Source organism: Candidatus Polarisedimenticolia bacterium (assembly GCA_035764505.1).
Classification (GTDB): domain Bacteria; phylum Acidobacteriota; class Polarisedimenticolia; order Gp22-AA2; family AA152; genus AA152.
On sequence record DASTZC010000137.1, the window covers coordinates 19,175 to 36,550 of the forward strand.

Below are 17,376 nucleotides of genomic sequence, written 5' to 3' on the forward strand. Positions count from 1 at the left end.
TGACCGGGACGCCAGTGCGGGAGGAGGCTATCGAAGTGATTCGATCCGGAAGTGACGGCCAGGTCGCCTTTGCGGTCCTGTTTCGGTGACGGGCCGTTACCGAATCTGGACCAGGAACAGGACCGCAGCGTCACGTCGGCGCGGCCGGCTTCTCGTACATTCCGCCCGTCACCGGCCATGTCGGCCGGGACCACATCTAGGAGACTGGTATGAGAAAGCTGGTGCTCGCGCTGCTGTTGGTCGGGTCGGTTTCCGCTGCAATCGCCGAAGTGAGTGATTCGGACGTCCGCTGGGGCCGGATCGCAGGCGTCATCACCGCCATCAACGTGGACAACCCGGTCGGCAACGTCCACGCCGGAACGTTCCCCTGGACGGCGCGGGGTGGCCGTGCCCGGGTGAACCTCGAGACGGGCTACACGACCTTCGATGTTTTTGGCCTGGTGATCAACGGGACGATCTTCGCCGGGACGCCCGGCCCGGTCACGGGGGTCATCGGCACGCTCGTCTGCAACCCGGGGGACAACACGGAATCCACGGTCGACACACCCGAGGTGCCCTTGAGCCCCGTGGGTGATGCTCACTTCGTGGGCCACCTCGAGGACATTCCGGATTCCTGCACCAACCCGGCCTTCCTGATTCGGATCTCCACGCCGGAAGGCGCGCGCGGTTTCTGGATCGCCAACGCCACCGAGCGGGTCATCGGTCGCGGCCGCTAAGCAGGTCGATGTGCGGAAAGCCACTCGGGCGGGGCGCCTCAGCCCCGCCCGGGTGGGCTCATTTCTGGCGAGCCCCTGGGACGGGTGGGCGGCGTTTCAGGATTCGCCGGACGGGCGGGGCGGACAGGAAGCAAAGGCGCAGCGGCTCGTCGGCATCGAACGAATCGGCCAAGGCCAGAATAATCTTCTCCGCTCGAGCGCGTTCTGCCTCCGCCGCTTCATCGTTCTTCGCGCGTCGGTACAGCTCGGAGCGTGTCGCGTGGAGGCGCCAGGCCACCGTGGGAATGCGGAATCGCCGTGCCACCTCCAGGCCTCGCTCGATCGCCTCGACGGCGCCCTTCCGGCTCTTCTCGGCCTTCGAGACCCGAGCCTGCAAGTCCCATCCGAGGGCGTGCAGGTTCGGTTCGCTGGTCTGTAACGCGGAGGCGAGGAAGCGGTCGGCATCGCGGCGGGCCCGGCTTAGATCGCGGGCCGCCAGCCACACCTCGCTGAGTCCCATCTGCGCTCTCATTCGCCAGTACCAGTGCAGGAAGAATTTCGCGGTGATGGCCGAGTCCAGAATTTCCGCGAAGCAGCGTGCCGCCTTCTCGTGATGCCCTCGCTCGAGCTCGGCGTACCCCATGGCGAATCTGGCGATGGTCTCGGGCTGGCGCCGCAGATAGGGGGTTGCGCGGCCCGCGACGGCCTCGCATAGCCTCAGGGCCCCCTCGAAGTCGAACACGATTGTCCGGAGCCAGGCCTCCCGGTAGTCGAAGAGCCACGGGTCGTTCCCGTTCTTTTCGGCCGCCGCCCGACCGGACCGCACCAGCCCCAGGAGAACGCCGAGACGACCCGACTGCAGCAACGCCACCGTCTTGCCACTCAGCGCGAAGAGATGGACCATCAAGGCGACCGGCTCGTTCGTCTTCGGGATACCGGACTCGAGATCCGCGAGCGCCTCGTCGTAGCACCCCTGCAGCAGCTTCACGTGGGAAAAGATCATCCGGTGGAATGCGGGCACCCCGGCGGGGTCGAGGCGCTGGAGGGACCGATGGGCCGATTCACAAATCTTCCAGTCCTCCTGGCGCCAGGCGTCATAGAGCAGCCGGCTTCCGGCGGCGAGCAGCTCGGTCCGGCCGCGCAGGAGCGGATCGGCCGACCCTGCGCACAGGGCCACCGCTTCCTCGATGGCGGCGATGCCGCGATCCGGATCGATGAGTCCGAAGGGACGGACGAGCGCGCTGAGGGCGTGGATCCGCGCTTCGGTGAGCCCGGCCCCAGCCGCCCGGACAGCGGCCGCTTCGTAGGCGCGCACGCTGTCCATCATCCCGCCGAGCCAATAGTGCGCATCTCCGATGCGTTCCAGGAGCCGGATCTCCGCATCGGCCCGGCTTCCGGCCTCGAGGCGTGGGACGAGCGCCATCGCATGCTCGAGGATCCGAATCGCCTCTAGGTAGGCGAAACGTGCTCCCGCATTCTCGGAGGCGAAGATCAGGTGCTCGACGGCCGGACCGTATTGCCTGCCCTCCTCGAAGTGCAGAGCGATCTCGCCCGCCAGCTCACGGCGGCCCGGGGAGGACAGGGCGCTCAGCCGCGCCCCCAGGAGCCGGTGCAGCCGGGATCGGCTTACATCGGTCAGGCGGCGTGACACCGCGTGCCGGACCAGCCCGTGGCGAAACTCGTAGTGCGCAGACACGATCCCATTGCCGAGCTCCCTGAAGCCGGACGGTCGCAGGAAGTGCCGCTGCTCCGCCAGCCGCTCGCAGACGTCTTCTATCTCGTCCGACGTCAGGTCCGGCTCGGTCGCAAGCGCCCAGGCCGAGAAACGGTCCCCCGCGACGCTCGCCTGGTTCAGGACCCGTTGCTCGACCGCGTCGAGCATGGCGTACTGCACTTCGAGCACCTGCTGCAGTGTCGGAGGCACCGCCGTCTCCACCTCGGACAAGGGCCGGGCCAGGGACCAGGGTCCGCTCCCACCGACGATCATCCCCCGCTCCACCATGTCCCTCACGAGCGTGGCCATGAAGAGCGCATTGCCGCCCGAATGGCGCTGGATCACGCCGGCGAGATCGGCGGGGAAATCGGCCCCGGGAAATTCCGCCGCGAGATAGGCGGCGACCTCCGGAACTCCGAGGTCCCCCAGGCTTATCTCATCCCCGAGGCGATGGACCACGAGATCGCGAACCAGCACCCTCAGCGGGTTCTCCGCTGCCGCGCCATCAGCCGGGCGGAACGTGCCGAGGATCAGGAGCTTCGCCGGACCGCGCCTCCGGGACAGAGCCGACACGACGTCGAGGGTGGACAGGTCAGCCCAATGCAGGTCCTCCAGGACGAGGACGAACCGTTCGTCGCGGGTCAGATGCTCCAGGGCTTCCCCTATCTCGCGCACCATGCGCTCCCGTGTCGACCCGAGCGTGTCCCGCTGCAGCGCCTCCCTCGCGTCGCTCTTGACGAGCGAGGGGAACTGCAGGAGCCAGGTCGGGGCGTATCGGAGAAACGCGTGCGCGACGTCGTTGCGGTCTGACTCGCGCAGGAGCGCGCCGAACGCCTCCAGCAACGGGTAGTACGGCTCCTTGCCACCGAAGCCCTCGACGCACTGGCCTCGCGCGACGCGAACTCCGGCCCGCATGGCGGCGCAGCGCAGGAACGCGTCGACGAGCGTCGTTTTCCCCGCCCCCGCCTCGCCGCTGACGAAGACGATTTGCCGCCGCCCTTGCAGCGCGTCGTCGAGGTAGCCTTCGAGGCGGGCCTGTTCCGCGTCGCGACCGACCATCGCCGCCGTCACCTGGGCAACGACCGACGCGAATTCCTCGGTCTCGCTGATGGGGGCCACGAACTGATACCCGCGCCTCGGGAACGTCTCGATGAACGTCGGCTTCTCCGATCGATCCCCCAGGGCCTTCCGGATCTCGAGGATGTACTTCTTCACGACCTCCGGATTGACGTGGACGTCGGACCAGAGGGCGTCGAGGATCTCGTCCTGGGTCACGAGCCGGTGGGCATGCTGGACCAGGTACCGCAGCAGGTCGAACGCCTTGGGCGCGATCGAAACCCGCTCGTCTTCGCGATACAGACGATGATTGACCGTGTCGAGGCGAAACTCGAGGAATTGCTTCATGGCATGCCGAGCCTTGCCGTGCAGCCGGATTGGTCCGAAGTTTGCGCGTTTTCCTCTTAACTATCTCATAACTCGTTGCCTTGTGGTCAACCTGCAGAGAACTCCAGTCTTTACGACAGAATGAGCCACTCTTCAGCCTCGTAGGGCAGCGCGATACCCGTTGCAGGTGGAGAGGATGTTGAACGTCGTCGAGATGCTGCACGGGCGGCGTATAATCCTCGGCCAGTATGGCGCTCTCCCCTCGCACGAAGCTCGGACCCTACGAGATCCTGTCGGTCGCCGGCTCCGGTGGCATGGGAGTCGTCTACAAAGCCCGGGATACCCGGCTCGATCGCATCGTCGCGCTGAAGGTCCTGCCCGAAGCCCTCGTGCGGGATCCTGCCCGACGGCAGCGGCTGGAGCAGGAGGCGCGCGCCGTCTCCAGCCTGTCGCACCCGCACATCTGCACTCTCCACGATGTGGGCCACCAGGAAGGCATCGATTACCTGGTGATGGAGTACCTGGAAGGCGAGACGCTGGCCGCGCGCCTTCACCAGGGGCCGCTGCCGCTGGACCAGGCGCTGCGTCACGCGATGGAAATCGCCGGGGCCCTGGACGCAGCACATCGCCGCGGACTCGTGCACCGCGACCTCAAGCCGGGAAACATCATGCTGACGCCGGTCGGCGCCAAGCTGCTGGACTTCGGACTTGCGAAGGCGGTTCAGGACGTGCCCGCCGAGACCACCGAGCAGGATGCGACCGCGGCCCCGACGGCGACGCGCAAGCCCGCGACGCGCAGCGGCGTCATCATGGGCACACCGGCCTACATGTCGCCCGAGCAAGCCACGGGCAAACCGGTCGACGCGCGCTCCGACATCTTTTCCTTCGGCCTGATCCTCTACGAGATGCTCACGGGACAGCGGGCTTTCGGCGGCGATTCCGAGGCTCAGGCTCTGGCCGCGATGCTGCGCGATACTCCGCCGCCGGTTCGCAGGTTGAGGGCGGAGATTCCCGCGGACGTCGAGCGGGTCATCCAGCGCTGCCTGCCGAAGGACCCGGCCTCCCGCTACCCGGACGCGTCGGCTCTCCTCGCGGATCTCCGGGCCTGCGAAGCGCGCCGGCTGGCCGGGAGCGTTCCCCGAAGAGGGATGCTGCGTTGGGTGGTCATCCTGCCGGTGGCGGCCGTCGTCCTGGCGGCCGTCGCGTTCTCGATCTGGACCTGGCAGCGCGCCGCGCGCGAGCGCCAGGCGCGGCAGGCTCTCCCGGAAATCGCACGCCTCGTGGAATCGGAGCAGGCGGTCGGTGCCTTCCGCCTCGCCCTGCAGGTGGAGCCCTTGCTCAGAAACGACCCGGAGTTCGACAAGCTTTGGAGAAATGTGGCCGTGCCTCTATCCCTGAGCAGTGATCCGCCCGGGGTCGAAGTGCAGTTCAAGGCCTACGACCAGCCTGGCTCGGAATGGAACCGCCTCGGGATCACGCCCCTGGAAAACGTCCGCGTTCCCGTTGGACAGCTCCGCTGGAAGCTGGCGCGCGATGGGTACGAGACCGTCGAGCTCGCCGCTAATCCCGGAAGGCTCCCGCCCTCAGTGAAGCTCGTCCCGCTAGGCCAGGCTCCTCCCGGGATGGTGCGCGTCCCGGGCGGAGTTTATGGGTACCGGGCCACGCGGCCCATCGAGCTTGCAGATTTCTGGCTGGATCGTTTCGAAGTCACGAACCGCGAGTTCAAGGTATTCGTGGACCGGGGGGGATACCGCGAGCGGGCCTACTGGAAGCAGCCGTTCTCGAAAGACGGGCGTACGCTGACCTTCGATGAAGCCATGAGCTTGTTCCGGGACGCCACCGGCCGTCCCGGCCCCTCTACCTGGGAGCTGGGCACCTACCCGGAGGGGCAGGCCGACTTCCCCGTGAGCGGAGCCAGCTGGTACGAAGCCAGCGCCTACGCGGAATTCGCCGGCAAGACGCTTCCCACCTTCTATCATTGGTTCCGCGCGGCCGGCGCGGATGATCCCTTTTCCGGCATCCTTCCCTTGAGCAACTTCGGCGGCCAGGGACCGGCGCAGGCGGGAAGCACCGAGGGACTTTCCCCCTGGGGCAACCGCGACATGGCCGGCAACGTGAAAGAGTGGGTGTGGAACGCCGCGGGGTCCCGCCGTTATAGCCTGGGTGGAGCGTGGAGCGATCCGACCTACCTGTTCACGGGACCCGATGCGGTGGACCCGTTCGACCGCAGCCCGGTTCAGGGCTTCCGCTGCGCGCGCTACGATACTCCGCCTGCGGCGGAGACGTTCGGCTCGATCGAGAAGGTCTTCCGCGACTACTCGAAGCTGACGCCGGTAGGCGACGCGATCTTCGCGGCCTACCGCAGCCTGCACACCTACGACCCGCAGCCGCTCGAGACCCGCAGCGAATCGCCGACGGAAGAGTCCGAGTACTGGAGGGAGGAGCACATCAACTACGCCGCAGCGTACGGCGGGGAGCGGGTCCCCGCCACGCTATTCATTCCGAAAAACACCGCCCCCCCTTACCAGGCCGTCCTCTACTTTCCGCCGGGAAGCGCCCTTCGCCTGCATTCGATTCGCGATGCAGGCACGCGTCAGTTCGCCTTCCTGGTTCGCAGCGGGAGAGCCGTGCTGTTTCCCGGCTACAAAGGAACCTACGAGCGGCGGCTACCCCCGGGAACCGGCGGAGCGAACGCCGAGCGAGACCTCACGATCGAGTGGTCCAAGGATATCGGGCGCTCGCTCGACTACCTCGAGAGCCGGCCCGACATCGATAAGACTCGCCTCGCTTTCTACGGGCTCAGCATGGGTGCGGTGATGGGACCCATCGTCGGGGCCGTCGAGCCCCGCTTGCGCACGCTGGTGCTCGTCGGCGGGGGCCTCAGCTCCGGGGAAGAGCCTCCCGAAGTCGACCCCTTCAACTTCGCGCCGCACGTCCGCATCCCGGTCCTCATGATCAACGGAAGCCACGACTTTCTTTTCCCTCCTGAGACCTCGCAGGACCCGATGTTCCGCCTGTTCCAGTCGCCCGTGAATGCTAAGCGCCATTACGTCTTCGACGGTGGACACGTCCCTCCACGCATGCAGGAAGTCGCCCGCGAGACGCTGGATTGGCTGGATCAGTACCTCGGCCCGGTCCGCCTTGGCGGGTCGCAGTAGAATCTCCTCTACCGGACCGTCAGATTCGACAATTCTCAGCAAGATCTTCTCTCTCTTCGCTCGGATTGGGCGTATCGTGATCGGGTTCAGCCATAGGACATGCGTTACAGGCAGGAGAGCCGCCATGCGGCGAGCCATCAAAAGTCTTTGCTTGTTTCTGACTCTCGCCGCTCTGGTGCCCGTGGGCCGGGCGGAAGCGGGATCGATTGTCAGGCTGGGCCCCTGCGCCAATCCCGATTGCAACGTCCCCCCGCCCAATTCGGGTTTTATCCAGGTGGCGACGGGCAACTATCACAGCATGGGCCTGAGGTCGGACGGTACTATCGCGGCCTGGGGGATGTGCGACGTCGGGCAGTGCAACGTGCCTCCCCCCAACTCCGGGTTCACCGCCATCGCCGCCGGGGACAGCCACAGTCTGGGACTTCGGCAGGACACCTCGATCGCGGCCTGGGGGGACAACGAGCAGGGGCAGCTCAACGTGCCGGCGCCGAACACGGGCTTCGTGGCCATCGCGGCCGGCCTGCTGCACAGCATCGCGCTGAAATCCGACGGCTCGATCGTCGGCTGGGGCCGCAACAGCTCAGGCGAGACCGTCCCCCCCGCACCGAACAGCGGCTGGGTGGCGATCGCCGCGGGCGGTTACGTCAGCATGGGATTGAAGTCCGATGGCTCCGTCCGGAAATGGGGCTGCGGCGGAGCTTGCCCGGTACCTTCACCGAACACCGGCTTCGTCGCGATCGCGACCAGCTACGACCACAGCCTCGCGCTCCGGGCGGACGGCTCGATCGTGGCCTGGGGCGGCAACGCTTACGGTCAGCTCGACGTGCCGGAGCCGAACTCGGGATTCGTGTCGATCGCGGCGGGAATATTCTTCAGCCTCGGCGTGAAGTCCGATGGCTCCCTCATGGCCTGGGGCAAGATCGATCAGAACTATGTGCCCCTCCCGAACGAGGGCTATCAGGCGGCGACCGCGAACCAGGGGCTGGCCGATGCCTTGAAGTCCGTGCCCTCCGACGCCGACGGGGACGGAGTGCAGGACGACGTCGACTGCGCGCCGTCCGACCTGCTGGCGTTCGCGATCCCGGGCGAGGTCCGAGATCTCAGGTTCGAAACACCCACGGATTTGGCCTGGACGACGGAGACGGGACGGTCGGGCATGGGCACGACTTATGACATCGTCCGCGGGTCGCTCTCCGGCTTCCCCGTGCAGCCCGGCTCGGGCGAGAGCTGCCGGACCGACGGCCTGTTCGTGACCTACTTCTCCGACACGGCCAAGCCCGCTTTGGGGACTGGCTTCTACTTCCTCGTGCGCGCCGCGAACCACTGCGCCAATGGCACCTACGGGTCCGCCAGCTCAGGCTTCGAACGGATCACTTCTGTTTGCCCGTAAGGCCTCTTAGGATACCCAGCACTTCATCAATCCACCGCGTTAATATTCTTTCGCGGTGGCCTTCCTCTCTGATCTAAGCTCGGGCCGGGGCGAGCCGCGCTCCGGTTCACACCAACTCCGACTTTCGTATAATGAGACATTCGCCGCGGCGCCCGCCGCGTCGCGTCGTTCCCCGGGGGCGGAACTGAGCTTCGAGCCTGGACAGATTCTCACGCACTACCGCATCGAGCGCCTGATCGGCGAAGGCGGGATGGGCGCCGTCTACCTGGCCGAGGATACGAAGCTGCACCGCAAGGTAGCACTGAAGGTTCTCCCCGCGGCGATGGCCTCCCACGCCGATCGCCTGGCCCGCTTCCAGCGCGAGGCGCAGGCGGTCGCCGCCTTGAACCATCCTCACATCGTCACGCTCTACTCCGTGGAGGAGGCGGAGGGGACCCACTTCCTGACCATGGAGCTGGTGGAGGGGACGAGCCTGGACCGGGTCCTTTCCTCCGGCGGCCTGCCGCTGGAAAAGGTATTCGACGTCGGCATCGCTCTCGCCGATGCCCTGGCGGCGGCGCACGAGAAGGGGATCATCCACCGCGACCTCAAGCCGGCCAATGTCATGGTGACCCGGGAAGGCCGCGTGAAGGTGCTCGACTTCGGACTCGCGAAGCTGGCCCCGGGTGCTTCGGAGCAAGGTACGCCACACCCTCAGGACGTACTCTCCACGGCGGCGACCGGCGTGCTGTCTCCCGGCCAGCCTTTGACGACCGCGGGGCTGGTGGTGGGGACCGTTCCCTACATGTCTCCCGAGCAGGTAGGGGGCGAGACGGTGGATGCGCGCACCGATATCTTCTCCCTGGGTGTCCTGCTCTACGAGCTGGCAACCGGACAGCGCCCCTTCAGGGGGAAGAACCAGGCCGAGACGATCTCGTCGATCCTGCGCGACACACCCGCGCCGGTCAGCGAAACCCGGCAGGACGCGCCGCGGGAGCTGTCCCGGATCATCGACCACTGCCTGCAAAAGGATCCCGACGCCAGGTTCCAGACCGCAAAGGACGTGCGCAACGAGCTGCGGGCGCTCGGCAAAGAAGTTTCGGCCGTCAGCCAGACCGATGGGATGTCTCGCCAGGCCGGCGGAAGGAAGGCCCTCTGGATCGGCCTGGCGGTCATCGTTCTGGCCGCGGTGGCCGGTCTGATTCTGTTCCGGCAGCACGCGCCCGAGTCGCCGCAGCCATCGGCCGGAACAGCGACCACCGCCTCTGCCGGGGCCCCCGCCTCCGTTGCCACCGAGAGCCCCGGCGGCACGCCCGACCCGAAATCGATCGCGGTTCTGCCCTTCATGAACATGTCGTCCGAAAAGGAGCAGGACTACTTCTCGGACGGGATCTCCGAGGACCTTCTGAACCTCCTGGCGAAGGTCCATGAGCTCAAGGTCGTCGCGCGCACGTCGTCATTCTCCTTCAAAGGGAAGAACGTCGGTATCCCGGAAATCGGCCGGCAGCTCCACGTGGCCCATGTCCTCGAGGGCTCGGTGCGCAGGAACGGCAACCAGGTGCGGATCGCGGCCCAGCTCATCCAGGCCGCGGACGGCTTCCAGATCTGGTCGGAGATCTACGACCGCCGGCTCGACGACATTTTCAAGATTCAGGACGAGATCGCGGCCGATGTGGTGAAGGAGCTGAAGATCACTCTCTTAGGCGAGGCGCCGAAAGCGCGCGAGACGGATCCCAAAGCCTACGCGCTCTATCTGCGGGCCACGGCCCTCGAACAGGATATGTCGGCCGAGGGGTTCGCGAAATCCGATGCGCTCTACCGGCAGGCTCTGGAGATCGATCCGCGTTACGCCCCGGCCTGGTCCGGGCTGTCGATAAACTTCATCAACAAGCAGGCCCTCGGCATTCTGTCGGGCGAGCTGGGGTATGCGCGCGCCCGCGAGGCATCGGAGAAGGCTGTCACGCTCGATCCGAGCTACGCTCCGGCGCACGCCACGCTCGGCTACATCGCGGATAGCCTGAACGACCTTCCCGGCGCGGCACGGCACTTCGAGAAAGCTCTGGCGCTCGATCCCAACAATACCCGTGTGCTCCTCAACGCCGCCAATCTGCTTCGCGGCCTCGGACGCAAGGACGAGGCTCTGGCGCTCCTGGAATCCATCGTGCCGCGGGATCCGCTGAACGCCCCGCTCCTCAACGTCCTCGGATCCGCCCAAACGGACGCAGGCCGGTTCGATGACGCCATCGCCACATGCCGCACGCTACTGGACTTGAAGCCCGGCCGGGGCAGGGCCCACTACTGTCTCGCCGTGGCGATGATGCTCAAGGGAGACGCCGCGGGCGCGCTGGCCGAGATACAGGAAGAAACCAGCGAGGCCGTCCGGATGATCGGGCTGCCCATGGCCTACCACGCCCTCGGACGACGCGCCGATTCCGACGCCGCCCTCGCCGCGCTGATCGCGAAGCTGGAAAAGGACGCTCCCTACAACATCGCCTACGTCTACGCCTTCCGCGGCGAGGCCGACAAGGCGTTCGAATGGCTCGACAAGGCGAGCGCGGAGGAAGACCCCGGTCTCGCTGAAATCGTCTTCGAGAGCATGTTCAACAATATCCATTCCGACCCGCGCTGGCTGCCGTTCCTCCGCAAGATCGGTAAGGCTCCCGATCAGCTCGCGAAAATCCATTTCACCCTGCCGCCGGATCTGCTGAAGCAACCGTCCGGGCAACCCTGACCCATGCCAGGGCGGAGCTGATTCCGGCTGTCTGAGACGAGCCGGGGGCTCAGCCATACCGGTCGTCGGTATCGCCCGCTTGCCGCGGGCTGTACGCCGTAACGGCCCCTGCAGTATCAACCCCATCGTAGCCATCGCCGTTGACGTCGCCCGCCGTCGAAACGTAGAACCCGAAGAATCCGTCGGATCGACCTGGGAGGGACGCCATGAGCTCCTGGGGGGCTACATCTTCGACAACTACCGGCTCGCCGGGATTAAATGGAACACGGGCTCGCGGTCAATGGGCAGTACTACACCCGCTGGCTGGATGATTTCGATGCCGACGGGCCGCTCCCGCTCGATTCGACCTACGACCGCGGCTTCGAGCTGTCCCTGAGCAATTTCGTCATTCCCAAGAAACTGAGCCTGTACGGCGGCGGCTCCAAGGTCTACGGTGAGTTCAACGACTCCTGGGAGTACGCGGTCGGCGCCAAGTGGCATCCCGTCAACACCGAGCGCTTCTGGTTGACCGCCGAAGCGATGAAGGTCCACAGGGTCCCCTACAGCGGAGCCTTTACGCCGTATACCGCCGGGCTGGACGGCTGGGTGGCGATGCTCCAGGGGGTCATCGCCTTCTGAACATTCGGGCCGACCTGAGCCGTCGACCGGCTATGGGCACACGTTGGAGATGGGCCGGGACTGGATCGATCCGATCACCGATGCTGTGCGCTATACTACGGGCGAACCAACGCCAACGTGAAAACCCCGTGCCGTGGAATGCTTTGGGCGAACGATCGCTGGCATGAGGGGACACGCACTGAACTGAGCGTTTCTGCATGTCGGATGATTTCCCCGACGTCATCCAGAGCGAGGCGCGCCTCGAAGCGCTGAGGCGGACGTCACTACTCGACTCCCCGCCCGAGGAGGCGTTCGACCGGCTGACGCGGACGGCCACGACCGCGCTCCGCGTGCCAATGTCGATCGTCTCCCTCGTCGATCGTGACCGGCTGTTCTTCAAGAGCCAGAGCGGGCTGGGCGAGCCGTTCGCTTCGCTGCGGCACGGTCCGGTGCAGCATTCGTTCTGCCAGCATGCGGTCCGCACCCGCGAGACCCTCGTGGTGCCGGACTCCCGGAGGAATCCCGCCTTTGAGCGCTACCCCGCCATCTCCGGGCTGGGGGCGATCGCCTACGCCGGAGTCCCGCTCATCACATCCGAAGGATACGCCGTGGGGACGTTCTGCGTCGTCGACGAGCGGCCGCGTGACTGGACGGAGGAAGAGCTCAGCATCCTGCGCGTGCTGGCGAACTGCGCGATGTCGGAAATCGAAATGCGGCGTATCGTCCAGGAGCTGCGGAGCCTGACCACGAACCTGCAGGGACTGGTGGAGTCCCGGACCGCGGCGCTGAAGGCATCAGAGGAGCGCCAGCGGATGCTGCTCGACGTCAACAACGCCATCGTGACCTGTCGTGACCGCGATTCCCTGTTCAGTGCGGTCGCCGCCGCGCTGGCGCGTGTGGCTCCGTTCGACCGCGCCTCGCTCGCCCTTTACGATCCGATCAAGGACGTCTTCAAGGTGATGGTTGTGGCGGAGCCCGAGCCGTTACCTTCCATCATTCCAGCGGACTGGCCTCGACAGGGATCCCGCGCCGGCTGGGTCCTCGAACACGGCGTGCCGCTCCTGACGACAGACCATCGCGATCCGCCATGGTTCGCCGAGCATCCGGCGCTGCTCGAGAAGGGGCTCCTCTCCGCCGTTACCGCTCCCCTGACGATTAAGGGGAAGATCCTCGGCACGATGAACGTGGCCAGCCTCAAGCCCGCCCGGTACTCGGCTGATGAAGCCTCGCTGATCGGCGGCGTGGCCGAGCAGGTGGCACTCGCCATCGAGAATCTCCTGGCATACGAGGAGATCGCCGCCCTCAAAGCGCGCCTCGAGGAGGAGAACCTGTACCTCCAGGAGGAGGTCCGATCGGAGGCCGCCTTCGGCGACGTCGTCGGCGAGTCGCCGGCCATGCTCGACATCCTCGCGAAGGTGCGCGTGGTGGCTAAAACCGACTCCACGGTGCTGGTCACCGGCGAGACGGGGACCGGCAAGGAGCTCATTGTCCGCGCCATCCACAGCCTCAGCCACCGCAAGGACAAGATCCTGGTGAAGGTGAACTGCGCCGCCCTGCCGGCCGGTGTCATCGAAAGCGAGCTGTTCGGCCACGAGAGGGGTGCCTTCACCGGAGCGCTCACGCGCAAGGCAGGCCGGTTCGAGCTCGCCAATCGAGGCACGCTCCTTCTCGACGAGGTGGGCGACCTTCCCTTGGACCTTCAAGCGAAGCTCCTACGCGTGCTGCAGGAAGGCGAATTCGAGCGCGTCGGTGGGACGCAATCGTTGAAAGTGGACGTGCGGATCGTCGCGGCCACCAACCGGGATCTCGAGCGCGCCGTCGCTGAGGAGCGGTTCCGAGCCGATCTCTATTACCGGCTCAACGTCATCCCGATCGCAATTCCCCCCTTGAGGAAGCGCCCGGAGGACATCCCGCGACTCGCCCGGCATTTCGTCATGGTCTTCTCGTCGAAGATGGGCAAGCCCGTCGGCAAGCTGGATGCGGAGGCGCTGGAGAAGCTGACTGCGTACTCCTGGCCCGGAAACGTCCGGGAGCTGCAGAACGTCATCGAGCGGGCGGTCATCCTGTCGTCGCCGGGACGCCTCGTACTCGGCGACGTCCTGACCACGACGTCGGCCGCGGGGAGCCCGAAGCAGGCAACGCAGAGCCTCGAGGAGACCGAGCGACAGCACATCGTCTCGGTCCTCGAAAGGACCGGCTGGCGTGTCAGCGGCGAGCGCGGCGCCGCAGAGATCCTGGGCCTCAAGCGAACGACCCTGGAGGCCCGCATGAAGAGACTCGGAATCCACCGCCAAATCTGATCGAGAACACTCGACGGCGCGCCTTGCGCACCCGATGGTGGCGTGTCGCTCCGGCACCGTTGATCCACCGCGGCCTCCCGAGACCACGGCGAAAGACAGGACGCTCGGGGAGACCGCGACTGAGGTCACGGTCACCGTCGATGACCTTCCGACCCACGGTCCGCCGACGCCTGGTTTCGATCGCATGGCCATCGCCGAGCGTCTGCTCTCGGCCTTCGACCGACACGGGCCGCGGCGTCACGGCGCCAGGTGGACACAGCGGAGCAACTCATGGAAGCGCGGGTCCTGGCGCAGCGGGTCGTAGATCGGATCCACCCTCAGCGACACGAGGAAACCCGAGTGATTCTCGCAGGCCTGCTCCAAGGCGGCGAGCGCCTCGTCGTTGAGGCCCATCCCGAGATAGGCCGTCGAGCGCAACTGAAATGGATTCAACTTCCACTGCCGGTTCGATTCCTCCATTCGTGAGAACGCGCGCCGCGCCTCCTCGACATTCCCGGAGCGCCCTTGCACATAGGCCGTCAGCGCATGGAGCCACGGCCCTTCCCCGATCTCTATCCACTTCTGGATTTGTCCCAGCGCTTCGGCGTACTGCCCCCGCTGCGCGTACACGTAGATGATCATGTGGGCCCGTCCAAAACTTGGCTCGAGGGCGAGCACCCCTTGAAACTGCGCGATCGCCTGGTCGTATTTTCGGGCGAAGTACAAGATGACGCCGTGATCTGCGGCGACTATGAGCGAACGCGGATCGAGCTGGCGGGCGCGCTCGCTCTCCACAAGCGCCTCGTCGAAGCGCCCCTGGAAGGAGAGGTACTCGGCGTACCAGTGATGTGCGGTGGCGTAGTTTGCGTCGAGCTCGATCGCCTTGCGGAATTGATCCTCGGCCGTCTGCCAGTCCCAATCGTAGACCTCGTTGATTAGCGCCAGGGAGGTGTGCGCGGCGGCCAGGCTTCCGTCAAGCTCCAGGGCCCTGAGCGCCGCCGCCCGCGCCTTCGGAATGACCTCTTCCTGAGGTGCGTAGCCATAAGTTCCCATGAGGGTGTAGGTATCGCTCAGGCCGGCATAGGCGCGGGCCTCTCGCGGGTTCCTGGCAAGCGCCTGCTGGAACGACTCGACCGCCCGCTGGAAACCATCCAGATTCCGCTTGTTCCAATCGTACCGGCCCCTCAGATAATGGTCGTAGGCCTCGTAGTCCTGTGGCGAGAGTGCGGCGGGGTGCGCGGGAGGCCCCGGACCGTTCAGCAGGGCTTCGATCTGATCCGCAATCTCCATTGCGATCTCATCCTGCACCCGCAGCACATCCTTCTGCTCGCGGTCGTAGTTGCGCGCCCACAGGTGAGTCTGGTCTTTCACATGAATAAGCTGAGCGGTGATCCGTACCCTGTCCGACTCGCGCCGGACGCTTCCTTCCAGGACGTACTGCACGCCGAGTTCACTCCCCAGCTTGTCCAACGGCGTGGGGACATGCTTGTAGTACATGACCGAGGTTCGCGCGATGACCCCGAGCCGCTGGGGATCGATGGCTCCCAACCGCGTGATCATCTCCTCCGTGAACCCATCGCTGAAATACTCCTGACCGGCATCACCCGTCAGGTTCTCGAACGGCAGGACGGCGAGCATCACCCGTCCCTCCGGCCTCTCTGTCGCGGAGGGGGATTTCGACCAGATGAGGAAGGCGCCCGCCAACCCCGCCAGAGCCAGCGCTGCCGGGAGGATCCATCGCCTGCGTGAGGGAGCATCGGGGAGCGCAACCGGACTGGCACCGTCCACGATCGGTGACGGTGGTGCGGCGGGCGCAGGCTGCGCCGACCCGTCCTCGGCGAGTGGAGCGATGAAACGGTACCCCATGCCGGTGACGGTGCGGATGAAGCGCGGGTTCTCAGAGTCATCCTTCAACGCCAGCCGGAGCTTGCGGATGGCAACGTTGATGCTGTTGTCGGTTTCGAAGAAGACGCGCTGGCCCCAGACCCTCTCGACGATCTGCTCCCGCGTGACCAGGTCCGGCCTGCGCTCGATGAGCAGGAGAAGGATCTGCATCGGGATCCGCTCGAGCCTGACGGCCCGGCCCGCGCGCCGCAGCTCGTAGGCCTGCGGGTCCAGATCGAGCTCCTCTCCCAGCTTGAGTACGCTCATCGCGATGGCCTTCCGGCACGCGTGCGGTCATTGAGGGCGGCCGCAAGCTCTTTTTTTACTGCTGCTTGCTGAGTAAGAAAAGAATAACATGGACGACAGATCAGCGCTATGGCGAGCCGCTCCCGCTCGGCACATCCTCCCACTTCCTGCGGCCCCTCGCAGGAGGCCCACACCACAAGGGCACCTTAGCAGCGTACCTGACGGCCCATGGCCGGGGAGGCAATGATGAGGATTCCGGTTCGATGTCCACCGAGCAGGTTTGGCTCGAAGGCGGGGGCGATGGCTGTCTGCGTGCTCCTCCTGGAGCTCCTGGGATCCCTTTCGGCACGCGCCGCCGTGCCTCCGACGACCATCAACTATCAGGGGGTGCTGCGCGACCAGAACGACAACCCGCTCAGCGGCTCGTACGATGTGGTCCTGAGATTCATGGATGCCGCCGCGGCCGGCAACGAGATCCTCATCGACCAGCACACCGCGGCGACCGGCAACGCCGTGACGGTCTCCGGAGGGCTGTTCAACGTCGCCATCGGATCGGGGACGGTCGCCGACGGAAGCGGTGCGGGTACCTACACCGCCCTCGATGCGGTCTTCCGTGACTATGGAAGTGTCTGGCTCGAGGTGAAGGTCGGGGCGGAAACGCTGAGCCCGCGCACGCCGATCCGGTCCTCCCCGTACGCGCTCAACTCGACCCAGCTCGCCGGTCATCCCGACAGCTACTTCATCAATACCTCATCATCCCAAATTCAGGTAGTCGACAACGTGGCTTTGCAAGGCAACCTTCACACCTTCGGCCTCCTTTCTGCTCAGTCCACCGGGACGGCCGTCTCGGCCTACAACTCCGGCCCCTCCGCGAACCCGGCGCTGATTGCGTCAAGCGATGTGGGACCTGCCGGAAGGTTCACCGGTGCTTCGGCTGGCGTTGAAGCCCAATGTGGCTTCGCAAACTGTACGGGAGTGCAGGGCATTGGCACTTTGCGCGGGGGCTATTTCACGGATTGGGGATCGAGCACCGCGAGCCTGGGCGGCGGAGGATACGGAGTGCAGAGTTCCGGAACCACGGCGGGGGGGTACTTCACGGGCCCGAGCGGCGTCAACGCCACGCTGGCCGGCGGGGGCCTCGGGATCAGCGCCACCGGAACCAACGTCGGCGGCTATTTCAGTGACGGCGCGCCCTGGTTTGCATACACACAGATCCCGTACCACGACCTCGGCATCTACGCCTATGGCTCCACTGCCGGCGGGCAGTTCAATGCTTTCTCCACGGGCAACTACGCCCTGCTGGCGTACTCGTCCTACAAG

At 65.9% G+C, this 17,376-nt stretch carries 9 protein-coding genes; 7 read left to right on the plus strand and 2 right to left on the minus strand.

Annotated features, from left to right (window positions below; translation table 11 throughout):
• The first annotated feature begins 209 nt into the window (after positions 1–209).
• Positions 210–716, plus strand: a complete 507-nt coding sequence (locus VFW45_09640; GenBank protein ID HEU5181045.1) for a hypothetical protein — start codon at positions 210–212, stop codon at positions 714–716.
• A gap of 58 nt (positions 717–774) precedes the next feature.
• Here VFW45_09640 and VFW45_09645 read toward each other — a convergent pair whose 3' ends face one another.
• Positions 775–3,813 (minus strand): AAA family ATPase, encoded by a 3,039-nt coding sequence (locus VFW45_09645; protein HEU5181046.1) that lies wholly within the window; start codon positions 3,811–3,813, stop codon positions 775–777.
• A gap of 227 nt (positions 3,814–4,040) precedes the next feature.
• Here VFW45_09645 and VFW45_09650 point away from each other — a divergent pair, with 227 nt between their 5' ends.
• The 5 genes from VFW45_09650 to VFW45_09670 all read left to right on the plus strand — a co-directional run bounded on the left by VFW45_09650 (position 4,041) and on the right by VFW45_09670 (position 13,947).
• Complete coding sequence (locus VFW45_09650; protein ID HEU5181047.1) at positions 4,041–6,950, plus strand: protein kinase; 2,910 nt, start codon at positions 4,041–4,043, stop codon at positions 6,948–6,950.
• Positions 6,951–7,074: 124 nt separating this feature from the next.
• Complete coding sequence (locus VFW45_09655; protein ID HEU5181048.1) at positions 7,075–8,340, plus strand: hypothetical protein; 1,266 nt, start codon at positions 7,075–7,077, stop codon at positions 8,338–8,340.
• A 55-nt stretch (positions 8,341–8,395) separates the two neighbouring features.
• The gene (locus tag VFW45_09660; GenBank protein HEU5181049.1) at positions 8,396–11,050 is read left to right on the plus strand and encodes a protein kinase; all 2,655 of its coding nucleotides are present in this window, start codon (positions 8,396–8,398) and stop codon (positions 11,048–11,050) included.
• Positions 11,051–11,308: 258 nt separating this feature from the next.
• On the plus strand, positions 11,309–11,668 hold the full coding sequence (locus tag VFW45_09665; protein HEU5181050.1) for a hypothetical protein: 360 nt from the start codon (positions 11,309–11,311) through the stop codon (positions 11,666–11,668).
• A gap of 197 nt (positions 11,669–11,865) precedes the next feature.
• Positions 11,866–13,947: a sigma 54-interacting transcriptional regulator gene (locus VFW45_09670; GenBank protein ID HEU5181051.1), complete on the plus strand. Its 2,082-nt coding sequence runs from the start codon at positions 11,866–11,868 to the stop codon at positions 13,945–13,947.
• A gap of 237 nt (positions 13,948–14,184) precedes the next feature.
• Here the strand turns inward: VFW45_09670 and VFW45_09675 are convergent, their stop codons facing one another.
• The gene (locus tag VFW45_09675) at positions 14,185–16,077 is read right to left on the minus strand and encodes a winged helix-turn-helix domain-containing protein (protein ID HEU5181052.1); all 1,893 of its coding nucleotides are present in this window, start codon (positions 16,075–16,077) and stop codon (positions 14,185–14,187) included.
• Positions 16,078–16,356: 279 nt separating this feature from the next.
• On the opposite strand from VFW45_09675, the gene VFW45_09680 reads away from it, so the two are divergent.
• Positions 16,357–17,376 (plus strand): hypothetical protein (locus VFW45_09680; protein HEU5181053.1); only part of this gene is annotated, 1,020 nt, incomplete at its 3' end.

Bases quoted from the DNA above. Each gene is read 5' to 3' on its own strand.
- VFW45_09640 (HEU5181045.1), top strand. From the start codon at position 210: ATGAGAAAGCTGGTGCTCGCGCTGCTGTTGGTCGGGTCGGTTTCCGCT.
- VFW45_09645 (HEU5181046.1), bottom strand. From the start codon at position 3,813: ATGAAGCAATTCCTCGAGTTTCGCCTCGACACGGTCAATCATCGTCTG.
- VFW45_09650 (HEU5181047.1), top strand. From the start codon at position 4,041: ATGGCGCTCTCCCCTCGCACGAAGCTCGGACCCTACGAGATCCTGTCG.
- VFW45_09655 (HEU5181048.1), top strand. From the start codon at position 7,075: ATGCGGCGAGCCATCAAAAGTCTTTGCTTGTTTCTGACTCTCGCCGCT.
- VFW45_09665 (HEU5181050.1), top strand. From the start codon at position 11,309: ATGGAACACGGGCTCGCGGTCAATGGGCAGTACTACACCCGCTGGCTG.
- VFW45_09670 (HEU5181051.1), top strand. From the start codon at position 11,866: ATGTCGGATGATTTCCCCGACGTCATCCAGAGCGAGGCGCGCCTCGAA.
- VFW45_09675 (HEU5181052.1), bottom strand. From the start codon at position 16,077: ATGAGCGTACTCAAGCTGGGAGAGGAGCTCGATCTGGACCCGCAGGCC.